The sequence below is a fragment of the Rhodococcus sp. NKCM2511 genome, assembly GCF_014905595.1.
GTDB lineage: Bacteria > Actinomycetota > Actinomycetes > Mycobacteriales > Mycobacteriaceae > Rhodococcoides > Rhodococcoides fascians.
Map to the genome: position 1 here is coordinate 61,554 of NZ_BNHJ02000003.1, position 20,264 is coordinate 81,817.

23 protein-coding genes are annotated in these 20,264 nt (G+C 64.3%); 14 read left to right on the top strand and 9 right to left on the bottom strand.

The features are described 5' to 3' along the window. Nucleotides 1-36: 36 nt before the first annotated feature. Complete coding sequence (locus JLZ96_RS19700; RefSeq protein WP_201011073.1) at nucleotides 37-699, bottom strand: TetR family transcriptional regulator; 663 nt, start codon at nucleotides 697-699, stop codon at nucleotides 37-39. Nucleotides 700-769: 70 nt separating this feature from the next. Here JLZ96_RS19700 and mqo point away from each other — a divergent pair, with 70 nt between their 5' ends. Next, nucleotides 770-2,092: a malate dehydrogenase (quinone) gene (gene mqo / locus JLZ96_RS19705; protein ID WP_201011074.1), complete on the top strand. Its 1,323-nt coding sequence runs from the start codon at nucleotides 770-772 to the stop codon at nucleotides 2,090-2,092. Between the two features lie 9 nt (nucleotides 2,093-2,101). Continuing rightward, nucleotides 2,102-3,097, top strand: a complete 996-nt coding sequence (locus tag JLZ96_RS19710) for an MBL fold metallo-hydrolase (protein WP_236254173.1) — start codon at nucleotides 2,102-2,104, stop codon at nucleotides 3,095-3,097. Nucleotides 3,098-3,123: 26 nt separating this feature from the next. Here JLZ96_RS19710 and JLZ96_RS19715 read toward each other — a convergent pair whose 3' ends face one another. Together JLZ96_RS19715 and ramB are read right to left on the bottom strand one after the other, a co-directional pair. Next, nucleotides 3,124-3,897, bottom strand: coding sequence for an LLM class flavin-dependent oxidoreductase (locus JLZ96_RS19715; RefSeq protein ID WP_201011075.1), 774 nt, complete (start codon nucleotides 3,895-3,897; stop codon nucleotides 3,124-3,126). A 17-nt stretch (nucleotides 3,898-3,914) separates the two neighbouring features. Next, entirely contained in the window at nucleotides 3,915-5,327 is a 1,413-nt protein-coding gene (gene ramB / locus JLZ96_RS19720) for an acetate metabolism transcriptional regulator RamB (RefSeq protein ID WP_027498407.1), read from the bottom strand. A gap of 148 nt (nucleotides 5,328-5,475) precedes the next feature. Here ramB and JLZ96_RS19725 point away from each other — a divergent pair, with 148 nt between their 5' ends. Further along, nucleotides 5,476-5,880 carry a hypothetical protein gene (locus JLZ96_RS19725; RefSeq protein WP_032389035.1) on the top strand — a complete coding sequence of 135 codons (405 nt, stop codon included), beginning with the start codon at nucleotides 5,476-5,478 and terminating at the stop codon, nucleotides 5,878-5,880. A gap of 86 nt (nucleotides 5,881-5,966) precedes the next feature. Here the strand turns inward: JLZ96_RS19725 and JLZ96_RS19730 are convergent, their stop codons facing one another. Further along, nucleotides 5,967-6,881 carry a DUF559 domain-containing protein gene (locus JLZ96_RS19730; protein WP_201011076.1) on the bottom strand — a complete coding sequence of 305 codons (915 nt, stop codon included), beginning with the start codon at nucleotides 6,879-6,881 and terminating at the stop codon, nucleotides 5,967-5,969. Between the two features lie 532 nt (nucleotides 6,882-7,413). On the opposite strand from JLZ96_RS19730, the gene aceA reads away from it, so the two are divergent. The 4 genes from aceA to JLZ96_RS19750 all read left to right on the top strand — a co-directional run bounded on the left by aceA (nucleotide 7,414) and on the right by JLZ96_RS19750 (nucleotide 11,247). Further along, a complete protein-coding gene (gene aceA / locus JLZ96_RS19735; protein WP_027498404.1) occupies nucleotides 7,414-8,703 on the top strand; it encodes an isocitrate lyase in 1,290 nt (429 codons plus the stop codon). Between the two features lie 164 nt (nucleotides 8,704-8,867). Beyond that, a complete protein-coding gene (locus JLZ96_RS19740) occupies nucleotides 8,868-9,743 on the top strand; it encodes a 3-hydroxybutyryl-CoA dehydrogenase (protein ID WP_201011077.1) in 876 nt (291 codons plus the stop codon). Between the two features lie 85 nt (nucleotides 9,744-9,828). After that, nucleotides 9,829-10,110, top strand: coding sequence for a hypothetical protein (locus tag JLZ96_RS19745; RefSeq protein ID WP_205914000.1), 282 nt, complete (start codon nucleotides 9,829-9,831; stop codon nucleotides 10,108-10,110). A gap of 96 nt (nucleotides 10,111-10,206) precedes the next feature. Beyond that, complete coding sequence (locus JLZ96_RS19750; protein ID WP_048316316.1) at nucleotides 10,207-11,247, top strand: NAD(P)-dependent alcohol dehydrogenase; 1,041 nt, start codon at nucleotides 10,207-10,209, stop codon at nucleotides 11,245-11,247. Between the two features lie 79 nt (nucleotides 11,248-11,326). Here the strand turns inward: JLZ96_RS19750 and JLZ96_RS19755 are convergent, their stop codons facing one another. After that, on the bottom strand, nucleotides 11,327-12,184 hold the full coding sequence (locus tag JLZ96_RS19755; RefSeq protein ID WP_032381231.1) for a PPK2 family polyphosphate kinase: 858 nt from the start codon (nucleotides 12,182-12,184) through the stop codon (nucleotides 11,327-11,329). Between the two features lie 32 nt (nucleotides 12,185-12,216). Between JLZ96_RS19755 and JLZ96_RS19760 the strand changes: the two genes are divergently transcribed. Next, nucleotides 12,217-12,678, top strand: coding sequence for a PPOX class F420-dependent oxidoreductase (locus JLZ96_RS19760; RefSeq protein WP_027498399.1), 462 nt, complete (start codon nucleotides 12,217-12,219; stop codon nucleotides 12,676-12,678). A 1-nt stretch (nucleotide 12,679) separates the two neighbouring features. Here the strand turns inward: JLZ96_RS19760 and JLZ96_RS19765 are convergent, their stop codons facing one another. Together JLZ96_RS19765 and JLZ96_RS19770 are read right to left on the bottom strand one after the other, a co-directional pair. Beyond that, the gene (locus tag JLZ96_RS19765) at nucleotides 12,680-13,669 is read right to left on the bottom strand and encodes an iron-siderophore ABC transporter substrate-binding protein (protein WP_201011078.1); all 990 of its coding nucleotides are present in this window, start codon (nucleotides 13,667-13,669) and stop codon (nucleotides 12,680-12,682) included. 16 nt (nucleotides 13,670-13,685) lie between these two features. Further along, a complete protein-coding gene (locus JLZ96_RS19770; RefSeq protein ID WP_176457040.1) occupies nucleotides 13,686-14,231 on the bottom strand; it encodes a type 1 glutamine amidotransferase domain-containing protein in 546 nt (181 codons plus the stop codon). Nucleotides 14,232-14,303: 72 nt separating this feature from the next. Here JLZ96_RS19770 and JLZ96_RS19775 point away from each other — a divergent pair, with 72 nt between their 5' ends. Further along, nucleotides 14,304-14,477 (top strand): hypothetical protein, encoded by a 174-nt coding sequence (locus tag JLZ96_RS19775; protein WP_167326064.1) that lies wholly within the window; start codon nucleotides 14,304-14,306, stop codon nucleotides 14,475-14,477. Here JLZ96_RS19775 and JLZ96_RS19780 read toward each other — a convergent pair. Beyond that, nucleotides 14,474-15,151, bottom strand: coding sequence for a TetR/AcrR family transcriptional regulator (locus tag JLZ96_RS19780; protein ID WP_228139367.1), 678 nt, complete (start codon nucleotides 15,149-15,151; stop codon nucleotides 14,474-14,476). The two genes, JLZ96_RS19775 and JLZ96_RS19780, sit on opposite strands and share 4 nt — an antisense overlap. Nucleotides 15,152-15,291: 140 nt before the next feature. Here JLZ96_RS19780 and JLZ96_RS19785 point away from each other — a divergent pair, with 140 nt between their 5' ends. The 5 genes from JLZ96_RS19785 to JLZ96_RS19805 all read left to right on the top strand — a co-directional run bounded on the left by JLZ96_RS19785 (nucleotide 15,292) and on the right by JLZ96_RS19805 (nucleotide 19,357). Next, the gene (locus JLZ96_RS19785) at nucleotides 15,292-16,566 is read left to right on the top strand and encodes a DUF445 domain-containing protein (protein ID WP_027498395.1); all 1,275 of its coding nucleotides are present in this window, start codon (nucleotides 15,292-15,294) and stop codon (nucleotides 16,564-16,566) included. Nucleotides 16,567-16,639: 73 nt separating this feature from the next. Next, on the top strand, nucleotides 16,640-17,107 hold the full coding sequence (locus tag JLZ96_RS19790; protein WP_027498394.1) for a helix-turn-helix domain-containing protein: 468 nt from the start codon (nucleotides 16,640-16,642) through the stop codon (nucleotides 17,105-17,107). Further along, entirely contained in the window at nucleotides 17,100-17,894 is a 795-nt protein-coding gene (locus JLZ96_RS19795; protein ID WP_032365180.1) for a heparin-binding hemagglutinin, read from the top strand. The genes JLZ96_RS19790 and JLZ96_RS19795 overlap by 8 nt, the downstream gene beginning before the upstream one ends. Nucleotides 17,895-17,961: 67 nt before the next feature. Continuing rightward, on the top strand, nucleotides 17,962-18,252 hold the full coding sequence (locus JLZ96_RS19800) for a DUF2516 family protein (protein WP_027498392.1): 291 nt from the start codon (nucleotides 17,962-17,964) through the stop codon (nucleotides 18,250-18,252). Between the two features lie 73 nt (nucleotides 18,253-18,325). Then, nucleotides 18,326-19,357: an alpha/beta fold hydrolase gene (locus tag JLZ96_RS19805; RefSeq protein WP_201011249.1), complete on the top strand. Its 1,032-nt coding sequence runs from the start codon at nucleotides 18,326-18,328 to the stop codon at nucleotides 19,355-19,357. Nucleotides 19,358-19,367: 10 nt separating this feature from the next. Here JLZ96_RS19805 and purU read toward each other — a convergent pair whose 3' ends face one another. Continuing rightward, nucleotides 19,368-20,252: a formyltetrahydrofolate deformylase gene (gene purU, locus JLZ96_RS19810; RefSeq protein ID WP_032365183.1), complete on the bottom strand. Its 885-nt coding sequence runs from the start codon at nucleotides 20,250-20,252 to the stop codon at nucleotides 19,368-19,370. Nucleotides 20,253-20,264 lie beyond the last annotated feature (12 nt).

The following is a 20,264-nucleotide window of genomic DNA, read 5'->3' on the forward strand; positions in this document are numbered from 1 at the left end:
TGCCACCCGACAAGATGTACACGACGATGCGAGTAATCAGGACGAAACGTCAGTCTCCTCGGCCAGGGCCCTGACACCGGCGATGTAGGTGTCCAGCCCGAGCTTCTCGAACGCCGTCCGCGCGCTGACGTCGCTCAGATACGAGGCTGCGGCGAGGATATTGGGAAACTCGTCGGGATGGAGGGAGTCCATCGTTTCCGCCACCTCGTGTTCGACGTGTGCCCGACGCTCCGGCTCGACTTCGACACCCGTGAACAGCGGCTCCGTGATCAACGAAATGGCGACTCGAACGCCGTGACGGGCCAGCTGGGTGGCGTCGGACAGGGAGAAGCCGGCCTCGCCGAGAAGTTTCAGGCTGAGCTCCATCGCCGCTCTGCTGTTGGGGGAGAACAGCATTCGTGGAACGGCGATGGTCGCTGCTCCGGGATGTGCGCGCAAGGCGCGCATGAAGTCCTCGAGCACGGTGCGCAGTTGCTCCCACCACGTCGCCGTGGGATCGACGGTGATCTCGAGATCCTGGCAGACGCGGTCGCCCATGGCGTCGAGCAGTTCGTCCTTGTTCTTCACATGCCAGTAGATCGCCATGGGAGAGACACCGAGTTCGGTGGCGATCTTGCGGATGGTGAGCGAGTCGAGTCCGCGTCGGTACGCGACTTCGAGCGCGGCGTCGACGACGGCAGTCCTGGTCAAGCGAGGCACCGGCAGAACTATACAGCCGTACGAGTCGGTGTTAGCGTGACTTGTACTTAGTACGAGAGAGGGGTGCACGATGGATGACGTCATCCTCGTCGGCGGTGGGGTGATGAGCGCGACGCTCGGCACGCTGCTGCAACGTGTGGAGCCGACCTGGTCGATTCGGGTCCTCGAACGATTGCCCGAGGTAGCGATGGAAGCCTCCGACGGGTGGAACAATGCCGGGACCGGCCACGCCGGCCTGTGCGAAACCAACTACACGACGGAGAGAGTCGACGGCTCCGTTGATATCGACCGGGCCGTCGCGATCGCCGAGCAGTTCGCCGTGACGCGACGTTTTTGGTCGACGCTGGCCGACACCAGCTTCGTACGTTCGGTGCCGCACATGACCCTGGTGCAGGGGGCGGAGAACGTCCGATCGCTGCGGGCCAGGCATCGAGCGTTGACCGCGCATCCGCTGTTTCGAGCCATGGAGTACACCGAAGATGCTGCGGTACTGGACGAGTGGGCACCGCTGGTGTCGGCGGGACGAACAGGTGACTGGGCCGCCACCCGAGATGCGACCGGAACCGACGTCGACTTCGGTGCACTGACGCGGCAGTTGCTGGGGGACATGAGTGGACGTGGTGCGCGCGTGGAGACCGGGCGGGAGGTGACCGGGATGAGTCAGGAACGGGACGGATCCTGGTCCCTGCGAGTGCGCGGTGGTCGATCGATCGAGCGCGCGCGATTCGTGTTCGTCGGTGCCGGTGGCTGGGCTCTGAAGCTGTTGCGCAAAGCATGGATTCCCGAGGCCCGCGGTTACGGACTACTACCGATCAGCGGGCAGTTCTTGCGTTGTGATCGGCCCGAGGTGGTCGACAGACACGACGCGAAGGTCTACGGAACTCCGCCCATCGGAGCGCCTCCGATGTCGGTGCCCCATCTCGACACCCGCATCGTCGACGGGCGGCGGTCCATACTTTTCGGACCGTACGCCGGCGCGAATCCTCGGTTTCTGAAACACGGATCGTGGCTCGACTTCCCGACGTCGATCGACCGGCACAACATCGGGTCACTGCTGTCGATGGCAGGCAACAACACGCCGTTGATAGGTCTGCTGCTGTCGGAATTGACGGCCACCCGAGCCAAGAAGATCGCTGCGTTGCGCCAATTCGTACCGAATGCCGATCCGTCGGACTGGTCCGTGGTCCCCGCCGGACAGCGCGCCCAGATCGTCGTGAACGGGCAATTGCGTTTCGGCACGGAGGTGATCGCGTCGCAGGACGGCTCCATCGCCGCCGTGCTCGGCGCATCGCCCGGCGCCTCCACCGCTGTTCCCATCATGCTGGAGGTATTGGGTCGATGTTTTCCGGAGCGCCAGTGGAATGGTCGACTGCAGGAGATGCTCAGCGGATAGCCTGTGGCAGTGCGAAACACCGAGGTGGGATACCAGCAGATCGCCGACGATACCTGGGCCTTCATGCGTCCGCCGGGCAGTTGGGGGCAGACCAACACCGGGCTCGTCGTGGCACCCGGTTCGGCGTCGATGCTGATCGACACCGTCTGGGACGTGAACTGGGCCGAGCGGGTTGCCGCCGACACCGCCGAGTTGGTTGCCGCCGCACCGATCACCGAGGTCCTCAACACGCATTCGGACGGTGATCACTGGTGGGGTAACGACAGCGTGCCCGCCTCCGCACGCATCACCACCAGTGCGGCGTCGCTGCACGCGATGAAGGAGGAGACTCCGCCGAAGGGTGTATCCGCATTCGCGTCCTTCGGCAAGGCGGTCGGCTGGGTGCCGGGACCGATCGGTGCGATGGGCTCCTACATGAACCGTGTTCGCGGCGATGCGCTGTTTCCGTCGGCGCTGCCCCGGCTGCCTGATCACACCTTCGAAACCACCGAAACCATCGATGTCGCAGGACGACTGGTTCACCTGCGCTACCTCGGTCCGGCGCACACCGAAGGCGATCTCATCGCTCACCTCCCGGACGTGGGGGTCGTGTTCGCGGGCGACCTGCTCTTCATCGACGCCACCCCGGTGCTCTGGCACGGCCCGCTGCAAAACTGGATCGACGCCCTCGACCACCTCCTCGAACTCGACGCCGACGTGTACGTCCCCGGCCACGGCCCCCTGTGCGGCACCGACGAAATACGCGCCGTGCGCAGCTACTGGACCTGGGTCGGCGAGGCCGGACGAGCGTGCTTCGACGCGGGCCTCGGCTCCACCGAGGCCGCCCTGAACCTGCTCAAATCACCCGAATTCGGCCATTACGCGCACTGGGATTCGCCGGAGCGACTCATCCTCAGCATGAGCACGCTCTACCGCCTGTGGCGGGGCGAACCCGCTGCGCCACCCACGCTGACGCGTCGAGCACGCGCATTCGCCGACGCGGGACGCTATCTGCGGGAGCGCTAGTGTCAGTCTTTCGCTGAGACTGCTGGTTACCGGGCTCCAAACTCCTTTGTCAAGGACGCGGCGTGCGCGAACAGTGGGGTCGGATCCGGTTGTTCTGCAGTCGGTTCGAGTACGACAGTGGTCGCGCCCGCATCGATCCAGCGCTGCAGATTGCTCATGGCGGCATCGGAATCGGATCCGACGGCGACATAGACGACGATGTCGTGACCCGGCCCTGCGGCGATATGCCCGACGGCAGTCCGCAGCTGATCCGGGTCCGTCTCGCTCGTGAGAATGGTGCCGACACTCCTGCGGCCGCTCAGAGCAAGGGTTTTCGGGCCCGTGGCCCCGACGAGCAGTGGAGGTGCCTGCAGCGGAGGCCAATCGAGCTGCACATTGTCGAGCGAGACGTACCGACCCTGCACGATGACGCTCTCGCCCGCCAACAGCGCGGTGAGCGCCGTCATCTGCTCGTCGAGCAACGTCAGCGGAGACTGCACTCGCGCGCCGATCTGGCCCATCCACGACTGGACGCCGTGGCCGAGCCCCACGCGGAGCCGGCCCGGATGGACCCGAGCGACGGTCGCGATCTCCATGGCCGTCGACGCCACGTTCCGCATCGGAGTGGGCAACACCCCGATGCCGACATTCACGCGATCGGTGCTCGCGAGAATCAGTGCAGCAGTGGACAGCCCGCCGGAGAAGAAGCAGTCTTCCCACAGCCAGACCTCGTCGACGCCCGCGGCATCGGCTGCGCGAGCCGCGTCGACCAGCGCCTCCGGGGCGATCTCGGGCCGGAGTACAACGCCGATTCGGGTCATGGGAATTCTCTTTCTACTCAGCGAACGAGGTACGGGGACACCGAGCTTCGGTGCTCGTCTATGTCGAGATCCTTGCCGAGCGGCGGAAACGCACGCTGCGGGCAGTTCGAGCGTTCGCAGACCCGGCAACCCGCTCCGATCGGAGTTGCGACCGCCGAGCCCTGCACGTCCAATCCATCGGCATAGACGAGCCGTCCGGCATGGCGCAGTTCGCAACCGAGGCCGATGGCAAAAGTCTTGCCGGGCTGCCCGTATCGAGCGGCGCGGCGTTCCACTGTCCGCGCGATCCACAGGTAGTTGCGGCCGTCGGGCATCTCGGCGATCTGCGTCATGATCTTGCCGGGATACGCGAACGTCTCGTACACGTTCCACAGAGGGCACGTGCCGCCGCTGGAGGAGAAGTGAAAGCCGGTGGCGGACTGTCGTTTCGACATGTTTCCGGCGCGATCGACTCGGACGAACGAGAACGGAACACCGCGCATCTCGGGGCGCTGCAGCGTGGAGAGTCGGTGACAGATGGTCTCGTAACTCACCGAGAAGAAGGCCGACAGCCGCTCGATGTCGTATCGGAAATCCTCGGCGACATCGTGGAACTGGTGATACGGCAACACCGTCGCGGCCGCGAAATAGTTGGCGAACCCGAGCACCGCCAATTTCTTCGACGCCTCGCTCGTGAAGTTTCCCTCGTCGGCCATCTTGTTCAACAGATCACCGCATTCGAGATACGCGAGCTCGGCGGCGAACTTGAACACCTTCTGCCCGCCGGAGAGGTGAGGAGAAATCTCCAACACCCGCGTCTGCGGGTCGAACCGATGCAACACGTTCTCACCGAGGTCGATGCGATTGACGATCTGCACGTCGTGCACCGTGCGCAACCGCTTCGCGATCTCACCGCCCACATCGGCGCGATGGAACCGAATTCTCGACGTCAATGCCTCTGCGGCGGTATCCAATTCGTGCAGATAGTTCTGTCGTTGATAGAAGTAGTCGCGCACCTCTTCGTGCGGCTTGCTGATGGAGCCGCTGCCACTGCCGTCGGAGAATCGTTCCTCGGTCGCTGCCAACAGCTGAGCCGTCGTATTGCGGTATCGGCGATGCATATTGACCATTGCCCGAGCCAGCTGTGGGTGCGAGCTGACCATCTGCGCGATCTCGTGCGGATCTGCGTCGATGCCCATGTCCTGATCGAGTGCGACTTCGCGCAACTCGGCAACCAACCTGGTGTCGTCCTCGGAGGAGAAGAACGAGGTGTCGACGCCGAAGACCTCCGAGATCCGCAGCAGTACCGGAACCGTCAACGGGCGTACGTCGTGCTCGATCTGGTTGAGATAGCTGGCCGAGATACCGAGCTTCTGCGCCAGAGATACCTGGCTCATGCTGCGTTCGCTGCGGAGCTGCCGAAGGCGAACGCCGACGAAAGTCTTGGACACGGTTGCCAGGCTACGCCTGCGAAGAATTGCCTTAACACCGTTCGCAACTAGCTGCTGGGTCACGATTCGGTGACCGTCGGGAACATTAGCCGAAGTAAAGGCGTATACCGATATACGAGCTATTCATCACGCACCTCGAGGAGCGGTCATGTCCAATCGTCAGCGCACATCGGAAATCGTCAGGGACGTCGTCGTCTTCGTCACCGGAGCCGTTCTGGTCGCCTCCACCGTCTGGCTTCCCGTCCAGGGCGACCAAGAAGTCACCGGAGCCATCCTGGTGCTCGGCATACTCGCGGCATCGTCGGCGCTCTGGGCCATCGGATCCGCGTCCAGGCAGAGCCACTGGACCCACGTCGGCCTCGGTGTGTTGCTCGCCGTCTCACCCGCGCTGATGGTCTTCCCCTCCGGATTGCTGGCCGCGGACCTGTTCGCCATCGTCGGCGGACTCGTGATCGCTGCCATGGGTGCGCTGGGGGTCATCGCGTCGCGCCGGGTGCCGGTCACCTCGCGAGTGGTGGCCTCCAGCAACGAGCGCACCGGCGTTCGCATCTGAGCCCTTCTCTGCAACTGATGCTCCACTCCCTGGGACAGGCGCGATGAATCTCGTGCTCGCCCCGGGAAGTGGAGCATTGTGTGCAGTCATCGCCGCGATGCCCGTCGTCGTCGAATCACCGCTGCGATCTCGCCCGCAACGCGATCGGGTGCAGTGAGCACATCGAACGCCGAATAGCGCAGCACCAACCAGCCATCGAGGACCAGCGCGTTCTGTCGTCGGCGATCCTTGCTGAATACGGCTGCTGCACTGTGGAATTCGCGACCGTCGACTTCGATGATCGTTCGGCTGCGGCGGTCGACGAAATCACACACGAACGGACCGACTGCAGCGTTCATCTCCAGGCGCAGGCCGAGTCGATGCACTGCGCGGCCCAGGGCGCGCTCGGGCTCCGACGCAAATCTCGATACCGCGAGCCGCACCTGACGAGCCAGCTCGACGTTCCCGTGCCGACCCGGGAAGCGGTCGAGTAGGCATAGCAGCGAAGCCGGGTCCATTCCGAACTTCAGGCGCTCGTCGATCAGCAACTCGGAATCGGGGCGGGGGAGTAGCGCCAGGCAGTCGAGCATCGTCTGCGCAGAGATGGTGCAGGGCAGCGCCGCGACCTCGTCGACGAGCGTGGAGTCCATGTCGCGACGGTGCAGCCGAAGCCAAGACGGAGGTCTCAGCCGCGCAGTTCGGGGGACGGTGGCGTCGAGCATTGTCGGTTCGGTGGTCCAGCCGCGCAGGTACGCGGCCGATCGATGACTGAGGACGGCGTCGGGTCGCCACAGCGTGATCGCCCGACAACGGTCCATCGTCGACGGCTCCCCGCGCATATGGACCGTCGGCAGGACGCGCGTGAAGCGACGCGAGATGGTGCTGGGGTGAATCCCTGCGGTGACGAGATCCCCCCAAGTGGTGGGAGTGGAGCCTGCGGGGGTGGGAGTGGAGCCAGCGGAATGACCTGCGGGGGTGGGAGTGGAGCCTGCGGAATGACCTCTGGGGTTGTGGTGTGTCATGGCTGCAGCATCGGTGCGTCGTTGTGGGGCGTTGATCGGTCGACCTGGGGAAATGGAATGGCCTGTGCATGGCCGATGGCTTGTGGATGGTGCAATTCCTGCTCCACTCGACGCACTCGCACGGGGGATTCTCCAACGAGAGATCGCGAGTGGAGCACCTTGTGCAGCGTCCACATCGTGAGACAAAGCGTGTGTGACGTCCATCACTACCAAGCTGTTTTCTGACTCGATTCAGACGCTCGATTCAAACCGTACAAGCGTCCCGTAAAGAATTTTGTTCATTCCGTTCACCAACTGGGGATTCGTCGCTACCGACGAGTAACCACGCTGCCCGATCGGCGAGGTATGCGAGCCCCGAAAATTCGCAGACTTAGCAAAGGGCTCTGGAAAGCTAGCCAAGATTGGCACTAACAACTGGTAGACGCCTGTTTTCGGGTGTGCCATTGTTTTGGAGTACACCAGAAGGGCCTGGCAACGATGTGAAGATTCGTCTCGCGGCAGGCCGAGAAGCAGAGAAGAGACTGGAGCTCCGATGTCGACCACCGGCACCCCGAAGACCACCGCCGAGATTCAGCAGGATTGGGACACCAACCCGCGCTGGAAGGGCGTCACCCGTAACTTCACCGCGCAGCAGGTCTCCGACCTCCAGGGCACTGTGGTCGAAGAAGCCACACTCGCTCGCCGCGGCAGCGAGATCCTGTGGGATCTCGTCAACAACGAGGACTACATCAACTCGCTCGGTGCCCTCACCGGCAACCAGGCCGTGCAGCAGATTCGCGCCGGCCTCCAGGCGATCTACCTCTCCGGCTGGCAGGTCGCCGGCGACGCCAACCTCTCGGGCCACACCTACCCGGACCAGAGCCTCTACCCGGCCAACTCGGTTCCGTCGGTCGTCCGTCGCATCAACAACGCGCTCCTGCGCGCCGACGAGATCGCCAAGATCGAGGGCGACACGTCCGTCAAGAACTGGGTTGCACCCATCGTGGCCGACGCCGAAGCAGGCTTCGGTGGCGCACTGAACGCCTACGAGCTGCAGAAGGCCATGATCGTGGCCGGCGCTGCCGGTGTGCACTGGGAAGACCAGCTCGCATCGGAGAAGAAGTGCGGCCACCTCGGTGGCAAGGTGCTCATCCCCACCCAGCAGCACATCCGCACCCTGACCTCCGCCCGTCTGGCCTCGGACGTTGCCGACGTCCCCTCGGTCATCATCGCCCGCACCGACGCCGAGGCAGCCACGCTGATCACCTCCGACGTCGACGAGCGTGACCGCGAGTTCCTCGACGGAACCCGCACCGCAGAAGGCTTCTTCGGCGTCAAGAACGGCATCGAGCCCTGCATCGCTCGCGCCAAGGCCTACGCACCGTACGCAGACCTCATCTGGATGGAGACCGGCGTCCCGGACCTCGAGGTCGCCAAGAAGTTCTCCGAGTCGGTTCGCAGCGAATTCCCGGACCAGCTGCTGGCCTACAACTGCTCGCCTTCGTTCAACTGGAAGGCACACCTGGACGACGCCACCATCGCGAAGTTCCAGAAGGAACTCGGCGCCATGGGCTTCAAGTTCCAGTTCATCACCCTCGCGGGCTTCCACTCGCTCAACTACGGCATGTTCGACCTGGCACACGGCTACGCCCGCGAAGGCATGACCGCGTTCGTCGACCTGCAGGAGCGCGAGTTCAAGGCTGCCGAAGAGCGTGGCTTCACCGCCATCAAGCACCAGCGTGAGGTCGGCGCGGGCTACTTCGACCGCATCGCCACCACCGTCGACCCCAACACCTCGACGGCAGCACTGAAGGGCTCCACCGAAGAAGGCCAGTTCCACTGAGCTAGCCCGCCTCCCCGGATCTTCAGCGCACTAGTCAGGCGGCCCCAGCGTTTCGCTGCGGGCCGCCTGATTTGTATCGCCTGGGTTCTGGGCGTACCCCGGAAGGGTTACCCTCATCTCGCTTTAAGCTGTTGTGCTGCAACATTATTCGCTAGGAGTTTGCTGTGACGGTGGAGAGGGTGGGGATCGTCGGAGCCGGACAGATGGGTGCGGGAATCGCAGAGGTCTGCGCCCGCGCGCACGTCGACGTGGCGGTCTACGAACAGACTCGCGAACTGGCGACGGCCGGCCGCAGCCGCATCCTGCGATCACTGGACCGCGGAGTGAGCAGCGGCAAGATCACCGAGCGCGAACGAGAACACGCCGCCTCCCGGTTGCGGTTCACCTGCGACCTCGCGGACTTCGCAGACCGTCAACTCGTCGTCGAAGCAGTCCTCGAGGACGAAGAGATCAAGTCGGCAATATTCGCAGAACTCGATGCGGTGGTGTCCGACGCGAATGCCGTGCTCGCGTCCAACACTTCGTCTATTCCGATCACGACGCTCGCGTCGGCCACCACGGCACCGCAGCGCGTCGTCGGACTTCATTTCTTCAATCCGGTTCCGGTATTGCCGCTCGTCGAGCTGGTCACCACGAGCACAACGTCCGATGCGGTGGCCGACCGCGCCGAAGCCTTCGCCGGAGATGTTCTCGGCAAGCAGGTGGTGCGATCCGCAGATCGCTCGGGCTTCGTCGTCAACGCACTTCTCGTTCCGTATCTGCTCTCGGCGATCCGCATGGTCGAGTCGGGATTCGCCACCAAGGAAGACGTCGACAAAGCGACGGTTCTGGGTTTGGCGCACCCGATGGGACCGCTCGCGCTCGCGGATCTCGTAGGTCTCGACACCGTCAAGTCCATTGCCGACTCCATGTATTCGGAATTCGACGAGCCGCTGTTCGCGGCACCGCCGCTGTTGCTGCGCATGGTCGAGGCGGGACAGACGGGCAAGAAGACCGGGGCCGGGTTCTACCGCTACGAGAACGGCCGCGTAGCAAAGTAGTGGGCGTCTCGGGCGGGTCGCCGCGCAGCGGCTTGCCGAGCGCTATTGTCGGTCTGCCGGTGCAAATCCATCGATCCCAGGGAGCATGTCAGTGAGCAAGTCCAAGAAGTCGAACGGTCTGGTGCCCAAGGCATTCGGAATCGGGTTGGCCGCAACAGGCGCGGCCCATTTCGTGGTGCCGGAGGCCTTCGAGGGAATCACCAAGCTTCCGTTCCCCAAGGACACTCGAACCTGGATCAGTCGTAACGGGGCCACCGAACTGGCCGTCGGCGTGGCGATCGCGTACCCCAAGACCCGCAAGATCGGACTGGTCGGTCTGGCAGCGTATGTTGGATGGCTCGGCGTCAATATCGCCAAGAACAGCTGACGTTACTGTTGCGAACGACTCGTCCGGAGCAGGAATAGCCTGGTCGCAGCGGTAGCTGTGTTGCGCTTACACAGATGCGTAGGTAGCAATGTAGACATGACTTCAGCTACCGCTTACCAGGCCACCGCTCCGGACGCTCCGCTCGAGAAGGCGACGATCGAGCGACGCGCAGTCGGACCGCACGACATCCTCATCGACGTCAAGTTCGCGGGGATCTGCCACTCCGACATCCACACCGCCCGAAACGAGTGGGGCGGCACCACGTACCCCGTCGTTCCCGGACACGAGATCGCCGGCATCGTGGCCGAGGTCGGCTCCGAGGTGACCACCCGCAAGGTCGGCGACCGCGTGGGCGTCGGCTGCTTCGTCGACTCCTGCGGCAAGTGCGAGGCATGTCTCGACGGCGACGAGCAGTACTGCACCAAGGGCGTCGTCCAGACGTACAACTCCACCACCTACGAGGGTGAGTTCACCAACGGTGGCTACTCCACCCAGATCGTCGTCACCGAAAAGTTCGTTCTCGGAATCCCGGAAGGCGTCGAACTCGACGTCGCAGCGCCGCTGCTGTGTGCCGGCATCACGCTGTACTCGCCCCTCAAGCACTGGGGAGCCGGCCCCGACAAGAAGGTCGCCATCATCGGTATGGGCGGCCTCGGACACATCGGCGTCAAGATCGCTCACGCCATGGGCGCGCACGTCACCGTGTTGAGCCAGACGGATGCGAAGGAAGCAGACGGCAAGGCCTACGGTGCCGACGAGTACTACGCCACCAAGGACACCACCGCGCTCAAGGATCTGCAGGGCAAGTTCGACCTGATCCTCAACACCGTCTCGGCCAACCTGCCCATGGGCAAGTACCTGGGACTGCTGGCCCGCAACGGCACCCTCGTCGAGCTCGGTGTTCCCGAGAAGCCCCTCGATATCCCGGCATTCGCCCTGTTGACCAACCGTCGCTCGTTCGCGGGCTCGATGGTCGGCGGCATCGCCGAGACCCAGGAAATGCTGGACTTCTGCGCCGAGCACCACATCGGTGCCGAGATCGAGGTCATCCCGGCCGAGAAGATCAACGAGGCATACGACCGCGTCGTCAAGTCCGACGTGCGCTACCGCTTCGTGATCGACGCAGCCACGCTGTAACTGTCTCCTTGGACGCGTGAATGGTCCATCGACCTGCCCAGACGGGGGTCGATGGACCATTCACGCCTTCGACGGGGGTTCAGCTCTCGGCGAGTCGCTGCTTCTCGTGTTCGACATCGAAATCGGCTGCGGGCCAATCGAGATCGAGCTTTTCGAGCGCGTCGATGAGAATTTCCGTGACGGCCAGTCTGCTGTACCACTTGCGGTCGGACGGGACGACGTACCACGGTGCGTGGTCGGTATCCGTGCGATCGAGAACCCGCTGATACGCCGTCCGGTACTGCGGCAGGAAACCACGCTCGGTGACGTCGCCCGGGTTGTACTTCCAGTGCTTCTCGGGTCGATCCAGCCGTTCCTGCAGTCGCTTCTTCTGTTCGTCGGCCGAGACGAACAAGGCCACCTTGACGACGACTGTGTCCTCGTCGACCAACTCCTTCTCGAAGGCGTTGATCTCGTCGAATCGCTTCTCCCACACCTGCCGTGGCACGAGGTCGTGGACCGCGACGACGAGAACGTCCTCGTAATGGGACCGATCGAACACCCCGATTCGGCCTGCGCGCGGAAGAGCTTTGCGGATGCGCCACAGGTAGTGGTGTTGCTTCTCCTCCTGGGTCGGCACCCCGAACGACGCGAGGTCGACGCCCTGCGGATCGACCATCCCGATGACGTGCTTGACCATGCCGCCCTTGCCCGCAGTGTCCATGCCCTGCAGCACGAGCAGAACCGACTTGGTGCCGCCTGCGCGCCCGTGGGCATAGAGCTTTTCCTGGAGCGCCGCAAGGACCGCACCGCGCTGCTCGAGGACGTCGTTGCCGTGTGCTTTCGCGCCGTCGAACCCCGGAGTGGCGGTGAAATCGATGTCCTCCACACGAGGAGAGGCACTGGCGCGCAGCACATCGACGGGAGAGAGCGTCCACAGTTTCGACTTGTCGGCCATAGGCGGAAGACTACTTCTCTACCATGGGATTCATGGCCCCTACCATCGCAAAAGCCGAGACTGTGTCGCGTGAGCAACTGCTCGAATTCGTATCTCCGCGGCACCACCACACCCTGATCACGCGTAAGCGCGACGACGGTCTGCAGGTCTCCCCGGTGTCCGCAGGAGTGGACTCGGAAGGCCGCATCGTCATCGCCACCTACCCCGAGCGCGCCAAGGTGCACAACATCCGCCGCACGCCGGCCGTCACCGTGTTGGTGCACAGCGACGACTGGAACGGCGACTACGTCCAGGTCGACGGGACGGCCGAGATCATCGATCTCCCCGACGCCGTCGAGCCTCTGGTGGAGTACTTCCGCAGCATCGCCGGCGAGCACTCGGACTGGGACGAGTACCGCGCAGCGATGGTGAAGCAGGGAAAGTCGTTGATCCGCATCACGATCGACACCTGGGGCCCGATCGCCGCGGGTGGATTTCCCCCGGGCAGAGTGTGAGCTAAGCCTTCAGTGGTGCTGCGAACAGTGGCACTGCGTTGTCCAGTGCGTATCGGGTTCCCGCGACCGAGGCGGCCGAGAATGCGTTGGACAGGTCGGTGTCACCGAGCACGACGAGGCGTCCGTCGCGGGCCGACGGGAGTCCCTGGATGAGCGGGTTCTCGGTGATGACCTCGGGTCCGCTGCCGATGGGGAACATGACCGTCAGGTCGGCGTCGAGGTTCGCGATGTTCTCCTCGGAGAGGTCGACGCTGAACTTCCCGGGTTGGGCGAGGTCCTGGATGGCCGGGGCGTTCGTCAGTCCGAGTGCTTCGAGGAAGTCGACTCGGGTGTCGCCGCGTACGTAGGCCCCGCTCTGGCCGCTGTACAGCGTGCCGACGGCGACGGACTTGCCGGCGAATTCCGGGTTGGCAGCGACGGTCTCGGCGAATTGGGTCTTGGTGTCGTCGATCAGCTTCTTGCCTTCGTCGACTTTTCCGAGCGCCTCGGCGACGATCTCGGTCTGCCCGTCCCATGTGGTGCCGTAGGCGACGTCGGTTCCCGGAGGGGCCGCGACAGTGGGGGCGATGTCGGACAGCTGGTCGTACACGGCCTTGTCGTTGGTGCTCCTGGTCCACAGGATCAGGTCCGGTGCCAAGGCGGCGACCGATTCGACGTCGATGTCGTAGGTGGCCAGGATCGTCGGGTCTGTGTCGTACTTTTCGGTGACCCAGGGGCCGAGGCCGTTGCCTCCGACGCCGAGCCAGTCACTGGCTCCGACGGGCTGCACGCCGAGAGCCAGTGCGGTTTCGGCGTCGGACCAGCCGAGTGCAACTACTCGCTGGGGGTCGGCCGGCACCTCGACCTCCCCGAACATGTCGGTGACGACGGTGCCTTCAGCAGCCGAGTCGGCCGAGTCGCCGCCGTCGGAATTACCGGATCCGCACGCGGTCAGGGTCAGAGCGAGGGCCACGGCTGCCGCAGGCAGGGCCAGAGATCGAGAAATGCGCATAGGGCACGCTAACCTATCAAGCGCGGAAGTGCTCCACGATCTTCGCGCAGAAGGCAGGCAGGTCGTCGGGGTTACGACTCGACACCAGGTTGCCGTCCACGACCACTTCCTCGTCGACGACAGTCGCACCGGCGTTGCGCAGGTCGGTCCGAATGCTCGGGTAGGACGTCAGCGTGCGGCCTTTCAGTACGTCTGCTTCGGCCAACGTCCACGCGCCGTGGCAGATGACTCCGACCGGTTTGCGCGCCTGAACGAATGCGCGCACGAACTCCACTGCGTCCGCATCCACGCGCAGTTGATCGGGATTCGTGGTGCCGCCGGGCAGGATCAACGCGTCGAAGTCGTCGACCGATACCTCGCCCGCGATCTTGTCGACACTGAACGTGTCGCCTGCGTTCACGTCGCTGTTCATGGCTTGGATGTCGCCGTGATCGAGCGACACCAATGTGACTGTGGCACCAGCATTTTCGACGGCTTCACGAGGCTGCACCAATTCGACCTGCTCGACACCGTCGGTGGCGAGAACGGCAATGCGGCGTCCGGACAATGTTTCGTTGCTCATGCTCGTTCGGATTACCGGCGCGATCGAGTTTCAAACGAGAACCGTGTGCGCGGCAGTGGTACGAATGGACACATGAGCGAATCACCGATCGAATCTCCGACCGAGGATCGCGTCGAGCAGAATCTGCCGATCGCGGACGAACCGGACGAGCCGGATGCGGGCGATCTCCCCGTCGAGGCCGACGCCACGGACGTCATCGAACAACGCACCGAAGTTCCGCTCGACGACGAATACGACGAGCGCTAGGACTTACCCGGCTCGTCGTCCACCAGAGGATGCGGCTGCGACTTGAACTTGGCCGGTGAGCCGTCGGCCATGGCCACGCCGTGGATGCCGCCCCACATCATCATGCAGAGGTAGTCGATCAGGTCATCGGCGGACATGGACTTGTTCGAGATCCACCAGTGCGTGGCCAACTGGACTGCGCCGACGATGGCGAACGCCCACGGCACCGAGCCGCCCGAATCCATCTCGCGTTGGCGCAGCCGCTCACCCAACACGGTGGAGAGGAGTTCGGCGATCATGCGCTCGGACTCGGCCACCACGTCCCGGTTGTTGCCGGCGTTGTTGGCCATCACGTAGAGGTACACCTCGGGATCGGTGGCCACCGTCTCGACGTAGGCGGTCACCACCACCCGGGTCAGCTCGTACTCGTCGAGCTCGTGGGAGATCGCGGAGTAGATGCGCGGCGCGAGGGTGGTTTCGACGTACCGGGACATCGTCGCGCTGGTCAGATCGTTCTTGTCGGTGAAATACCGATAGAGCACCGTCTTCGAGATACCGATCTCCGACGCGATCTCGTCCATCCCGATCTCTCGACCACGCAGCCGGATCGCGGCCAACGTACCGTCGACGAGCTCCTCGCGTCGGGCAATCTTGTGCTCTCGCCAGCGACGCTTGCGGCCGTCCGGCTTCTCGATCTTGGGCTTGTCCGCGTCCGCCTCGGGGGCGTCCTCCGAGGCTGCCGCCGCACTATTTTTCACCACGTCACCCACCTTATGCGTCGGGTACGACACAGGAGGGGGCCGTGCCCGGTTGATCGGTTGCGATTCTGGGCACAATGTCGGGTGTGCAGCTCATGAACTTCGACGACGAGACCAAGCGTCGCGACCTCCGCAAGATGAAAACCGTCGCGACGGGATTCCTCGTCTTCGCCTCGATCGTCTATCTCTTCTGCCGCTGGCAGGAATCCACCGGGGCCGGGGCATGGGTGGGGTACGTCCGAGCGGCGTCGGAGGCAGGCATGGTGGGCGCGCTGGCGGACTGGTTCGCAGTGACGGCCCTGTTCAAGCATCCGCTGGGCATTCCGATTCCGCACACAGCCCTGATCAAGAAGAAGAAGGACCAGCTCGGTGCCAGCCTGAGCTCGTTCGTCGGTAGCAACTTCCTCGCGCCCGAGGTCGTCTCGGAGAAGGTCGCGTCGGCTCAGGTGCCGTTGCGGCTCGGCACCTGGCTCGCCCAACCCGACAATGCGGAACGGGTGGCGGCCGAGGCGGCAACGGTGCTGCACGGCGTGGTCGACGTGCTCAACGACGAGGACATCACCGCCGTCATCGACAGCACCATCGTGCGCCGACTGGCCGATCCGCAATGGGGTCCGCCGATCGGCCGCATCCTCGACGAGCTGCTTCGCGAGAACCGTCAGCTGCCGCTGATCGACATGCTGGCCGAGCGGGCTCATCAGTGGGCACTGGGCAGCCAGGAAATGATCGATCGTGTGGTCGCCCGGGACTCGCCCAACTGGTCGCCGAAGTTCGTCGACACGCTGCTGGGGGAGAAGGTCTACAAGGAACTCGTCGAGTTCACGTGGAAGATCCGCTCCAATCCCGAACACGAGGTGCGCCTGGCGGCGAACAAGTTCCTCGTCGACTACGCCAACGATCTGCAGAACGATCCGGCCACCATCGAGAAGGCCGAGAAGCTCAAGGCACAGATCATGGGCCGCGAGGAGATCACCGGGCTCGCCGCGTCGACGTGGAAGGTGGCCAAGCGTCTGATCACCGAGTCGGTGGACGATCCGACGAGTACTTTGCGCAACAAGATCAAGGAGAACACGGCCAACTTCGGCATTCGACTGCGCGACGACGACGAACTGCGCGGAAAAGCCGACGGATGGCTGCTGGGTGGGGCCCGTTACATCGCTGCCAACTACGCCGACGAGATCACGACGATCATCGGCGACACCGTCGCGCGCTGGGACGCCGAGGAAGCGAGCAGGAAGATCGAACTGCAGGTCGGACGGGACCTCCAGTTCATCCGGATCAACGGCACCGTCGTCGGTTCCATCGCAGGCCTGGCGATCTACACCGTCTCCGATCTGATCTTCGGGCACTAGTGCTAGCAGAGTGCTTGCAATAGTTAGCACCCTTCGGTACCGTCCAGTAGGACACCGAAACCAGGAGGCCGAGATGGCCGAGAACGAGGGGGATCTGGTCGCCAAAGCGACCGAGGCGACGCAGGTGGTCGCCGAGGCCGGAGACCTTGTCGCCGCAGTCGTCACGACTGCAGCCCAGGACATCGGAAGCTACATCCGGTCCCAGCGAGAAGCCGCACAAGTATCCATGCGGCAGCTCGCGAGCAGGGCCGGAGTGAGCAACCCGTATCTGAGCCAGATCGAACGCGGACTACGCAATCCGTCCGCAGAAGTGCTTGCGCAGATAGCCAAGGGTCTGCGCGTCTCCTCCGAGGTGCTGTACGTCCGGGCCGGGATCTTGGAAGCGCGTCCCCACGGTCCGGTGCGCGAAGCTCTGCTCGGCGATGAGCACATCACCGAACGGCAGAAGCAAGTGCTGATCGAGATCTACGACTCGTTCTGTCGTGAGAACGAGTCGACGCAAGAGCCCGAAACCGACGAACAGGAGACACCAGATGTCTGATTCCAAGAACTTCGAGAACGTCAAGACTCCGATTTACGCAGCTGTCGGTGCTGGCGACGCAGTCGTCCAGGCCGTCGCAGACGTCGTGGCACAGGTGCGCTCGCGCGCCGAGAGCCGGACCAGCGAGGTCAACGCTCGCATCGCAGACCTCTCCGACGAGGTCACCGAGGGCGTCGAGTCGCTCCGCGAGCGCCTGACGAACCTGCCCGCAGAGCTGCCCGACGAGATCGCCGAGCTCCGCGAGCGCTTCACCCCGGACGAGCTTCGCAAGGTAGCCGAGGCGTACCTCAAGGTCGCGTCCGACCTGTACACCTCGCTCGCCGAGCGCGGCGAAGAGACCGTCGAGCGCATCCGCCGCACCCCGGCAGTCGAAGAAGGCCTCGAACGCGCCAACTCCGCCGCCAACGACGTCGTCGACCTCACCGAGCACGCTCTCGGAACTGTCGCATCGCAGACCCGCGCGGTCGGCGAGCGCGCCGCAGCTCTGGCCGGCATCGCGTCGGACAAGGTTCGCGAAGGTGCCGACGAGATCTCCGAGGCCGCCGACGAGCTCGCCGAGAACATCGACGAAGCCGGCGACGAAGCCAAGGACAAGGCCGTAGAGGCGTCCGACAAGGTGAGCGGCGTGGCAGGCAAGGTCGAATCCAAGACCCGCGGCACCGCCGATGCACCGATCAAGAAGGCTGCTCCGGCACCGGCCAAAAAGGCGGCACCGGCACCGGCCGCCAAGAAGACCGCACCGGCACCGGCTGCCAAGAAGGCTCCGGCCAAGAAGACCACCAGCTAAAGCACTCGTAAAGAAAACGACCCCTGCACCGCACGGTGCAGGGGTCGTTTCTCGTACACTGGGCGACGTGATTGCGAGCAGCTTCTCCCAGACGATCTTCCTGATCCTGCAAATCATCTCGATTGCAGGGGCTGCGTACGCAATCTTCCACGCGCTACGCCAACGTGCCGACGCTTTTCCGGCCACCGGCAAGCTGACCAAGAACGCCTGGCTGGGCATTCTGGCCGTCGGGCTGCTGCTGACGCTGATCGGCCCGATCGTCATCATGTTCTGGATCATCGGAGTCGTCGCGATCGCGGTGTACCTGGTGGACGTGCGTCCCAAGATCGACGGAATTCAGCGCGGACCGCGCTGGTAGAGGGGCTTCGACGCCCGTTCGGCGCTGGGCGTAACCTCTACCGCACCCGCTCGGGGGTCACAGGTAGAGGGGAATATCAGTGGTTTCACGCAAGGTAATCGAACGTTCGCTGCTCGGAGTCGGAGGCATCGCCGCTGTCGCGAGCATCGGGGCCTTCGTCGTTCGGCGACGTCGACTGCATTCGTTCACCAAGACCACGGACGTGCAGCCGGACGAGTTGCTGCAGCATCCCACGGCCGAGCCGACCGTCACCGAAGTCGTCACCGACGACGGCGCACACCTGCACGTGCGGAGCTACGGTGACCCCGATGCCGAACCAGTCCTGTTCAGTCATGGTTGGACCTGCTCGGCCGATTACTGGTTTCCGCAGATCAATGCGCTCGCAGGTCGCTACCGCGTCATCGTCTACGACCAGCGCGGACACGGGCGCAGCGACGTCGGAACGCGTCCGCTGAGCCCCGACGTACTGGCCGACGACCTGTCGGCCGTTCTCTCGGCCACCGTCACCGAGGACAACAAGACCGTCCTGGTGGGGCACAGCATGGGCGGCATGTCGATCATGGCGTGGGCCGGAAATTACCCCGACCAGGTCGACCGCCTGGTCAGCGCCGTGCTGCTCGCCAGCACGGCGACGGATTCCCTCGTCCGAGAGACCACCGTCATCCCGTTGCCGCAGCGCTTCCCACGGGTACCCGCTCCGGTGGGACGCGCTGTGCTGAGCTCCGCGCTACCGCTGCGGCCGTCCCCGGTGACCCGCCAAGCCATCAAGTACATCTCGATGGCCCCCGGTGCCACGCCCGCCGAGGTGGCGTTCTGCGAGAAGATCGTGCTCGAGTGCGCGCCGCGTACCCGGGGTATCTGGGGCGCTGCGCTGAGCGACCTCGACATCCGCGAGGCGCTCGAGAACATGTCCGTGCCCACCAGCGTGCTCGTCGGATCTGCGGATCGACTGACCCCGCCCGTGCACGCGCGCAAGCTCGCCCGAGCACTCGACGACCACGACCACCTGAGCCGACTGATCGTGATCCCCGGAATCGGCCACATGAGCTCGGTGGAAGCGATCGACGACTTCAACGCCGAAGTGGTTCGCCTGCGGAACCTGTGACCCGAACGGTCTAGCTGAACACCACGGTCTTGCGTCCGTGCACCAGGACGCGATCCTCGAGGTGCCAGCGCAAACCGCGGGAGAGCACCAGCTTCTCGATGTCGCGCCCCTGACGCACCATGTCGGTCACCTCGTCGGAGTGGTCGACGCGGATGACGTCCTGCTCGATGATGGGTCCCGCGTCGAGCTCGGCGGTCACGTAATGGCACGTCGCGCCGATGAGCTTGACGCCACGGGCGAACGCCTGGTGGTACGGCCGAGCACCGACGAACGACGGCAGGAAGCTGTGGTGGATGTTGATGGCGCGACCGGCCCAGTGCTCGCACAGCGACTCGGGCAGCACCTGCATGAAGCGCGCCAACACCACTGCGTGCGGGTCGTAGGAGTCGACGAGCGAGCGGACTTCCTCGAAAGCCGGTCCGCGCTCGGACGGGTCCTTCGCGAACTCGACGTGATGGAAGGGTGTTCCGTGCGCCGCAGCGACGGGCTCGAGCGACCTGTGGTTGCCGATCACCGCCGATATCTGAGCGGGTAGCTCCCCGCCGGCCGCGCGGCCCAGGAGATCGTGCAAGCAGTGTGCTTCCTTGCTCACCAGCAGTACGACTCGCTTGGGTGCGCCCGAATCATGCAGTGCCCATTCGGTTTCCGGGCCGAGCTCGGCAGCCACCTCGGCGAAGCGGGCACGCAGATCCTCGACACTCATGCTCACCGACGAGGCCCGCACGGCCTGACGCGTGAAGAACCAACCGGTATCGGGATCGGCGTGATAGGCGGCCTCGACGATCCAGCCGCCGACCTCGGCGAGGAACGTGGAGATACGGGCGACGATGCCCGTCTTGTCTGGGCAACCGAGGGACAGAACGTAGCGGCGATCCTCGGACACGGAAGAACTCATGAGGGCAATTCT

Bases quoted from the DNA above. Each gene is read 5' to 3' on its own strand.
- aceA (WP_027498404.1), top strand. From the start codon at position 7,414: ATGTCGACCACCGGCACCCCGAAGACCACCGCCGAGATTCAGCAGGAT.
- JLZ96_RS19730 (WP_201011076.1), bottom strand. From the start codon at position 6,881: ATGACACACCACAACCCCAGAGGTCATTCCGCAGGCTCCACTCCCACC.
- purU (WP_032365183.1), bottom strand. From the start codon at position 20,252: ATGAGTTCTTCCGTGTCCGAGGATCGCCGCTACGTTCTGTCCCTCGGT.
- JLZ96_RS19760 (WP_027498399.1), top strand. From the start codon at position 12,217: ATGGCCCCTACCATCGCAAAAGCCGAGACTGTGTCGCGTGAGCAACTG.
- JLZ96_RS19790 (WP_027498394.1), top strand. From the start codon at position 16,640: ATGGCCGAGAACGAGGGGGATCTGGTCGCCAAAGCGACCGAGGCGACG.
- JLZ96_RS19785 (WP_027498395.1), top strand. From the start codon at position 15,292: ATGTCGGGTGTGCAGCTCATGAACTTCGACGACGAGACCAAGCGTCGC.
- JLZ96_RS19755 (WP_032381231.1), bottom strand. From the start codon at position 12,184: ATGGCCGACAAGTCGAAACTGTGGACGCTCTCTCCCGTCGATGTGCTG.
- JLZ96_RS19770 (WP_176457040.1), bottom strand. From the start codon at position 14,231: ATGAGCAACGAAACATTGTCCGGACGCCGCATTGCCGTTCTCGCCACC.
- JLZ96_RS19715 (WP_201011075.1), bottom strand. From the start codon at position 3,897: ATGACCCGAATCGGCGTTGTACTCCGGCCCGAGATCGCCCCGGAGGCG.
- mqo (WP_201011074.1), top strand. From the start codon at position 770: ATGGATGACGTCATCCTCGTCGGCGGTGGGGTGATGAGCGCGACGCTC.
- JLZ96_RS19795 (WP_032365180.1), top strand. From the start codon at position 17,100: ATGTCTGATTCCAAGAACTTCGAGAACGTCAAGACTCCGATTTACGCA.
- JLZ96_RS19765 (WP_201011078.1), bottom strand. From the start codon at position 13,669: ATGCGCATTTCTCGATCTCTGGCCCTGCCTGCGGCAGCCGTGGCCCTC.
- JLZ96_RS19725 (WP_032389035.1), top strand. From the start codon at position 5,476: ATGTCCAATCGTCAGCGCACATCGGAAATCGTCAGGGACGTCGTCGTC.
- JLZ96_RS19745 (WP_205914000.1), top strand. From the start codon at position 9,829: ATGTCAGTGAGCAAGTCCAAGAAGTCGAACGGTCTGGTGCCCAAGGCA.
- JLZ96_RS19750 (WP_048316316.1), top strand. From the start codon at position 10,207: ATGACTTCAGCTACCGCTTACCAGGCCACCGCTCCGGACGCTCCGCTC.
- JLZ96_RS19775 (WP_167326064.1), top strand. From the start codon at position 14,304: ATGAGCGAATCACCGATCGAATCTCCGACCGAGGATCGCGTCGAGCAG.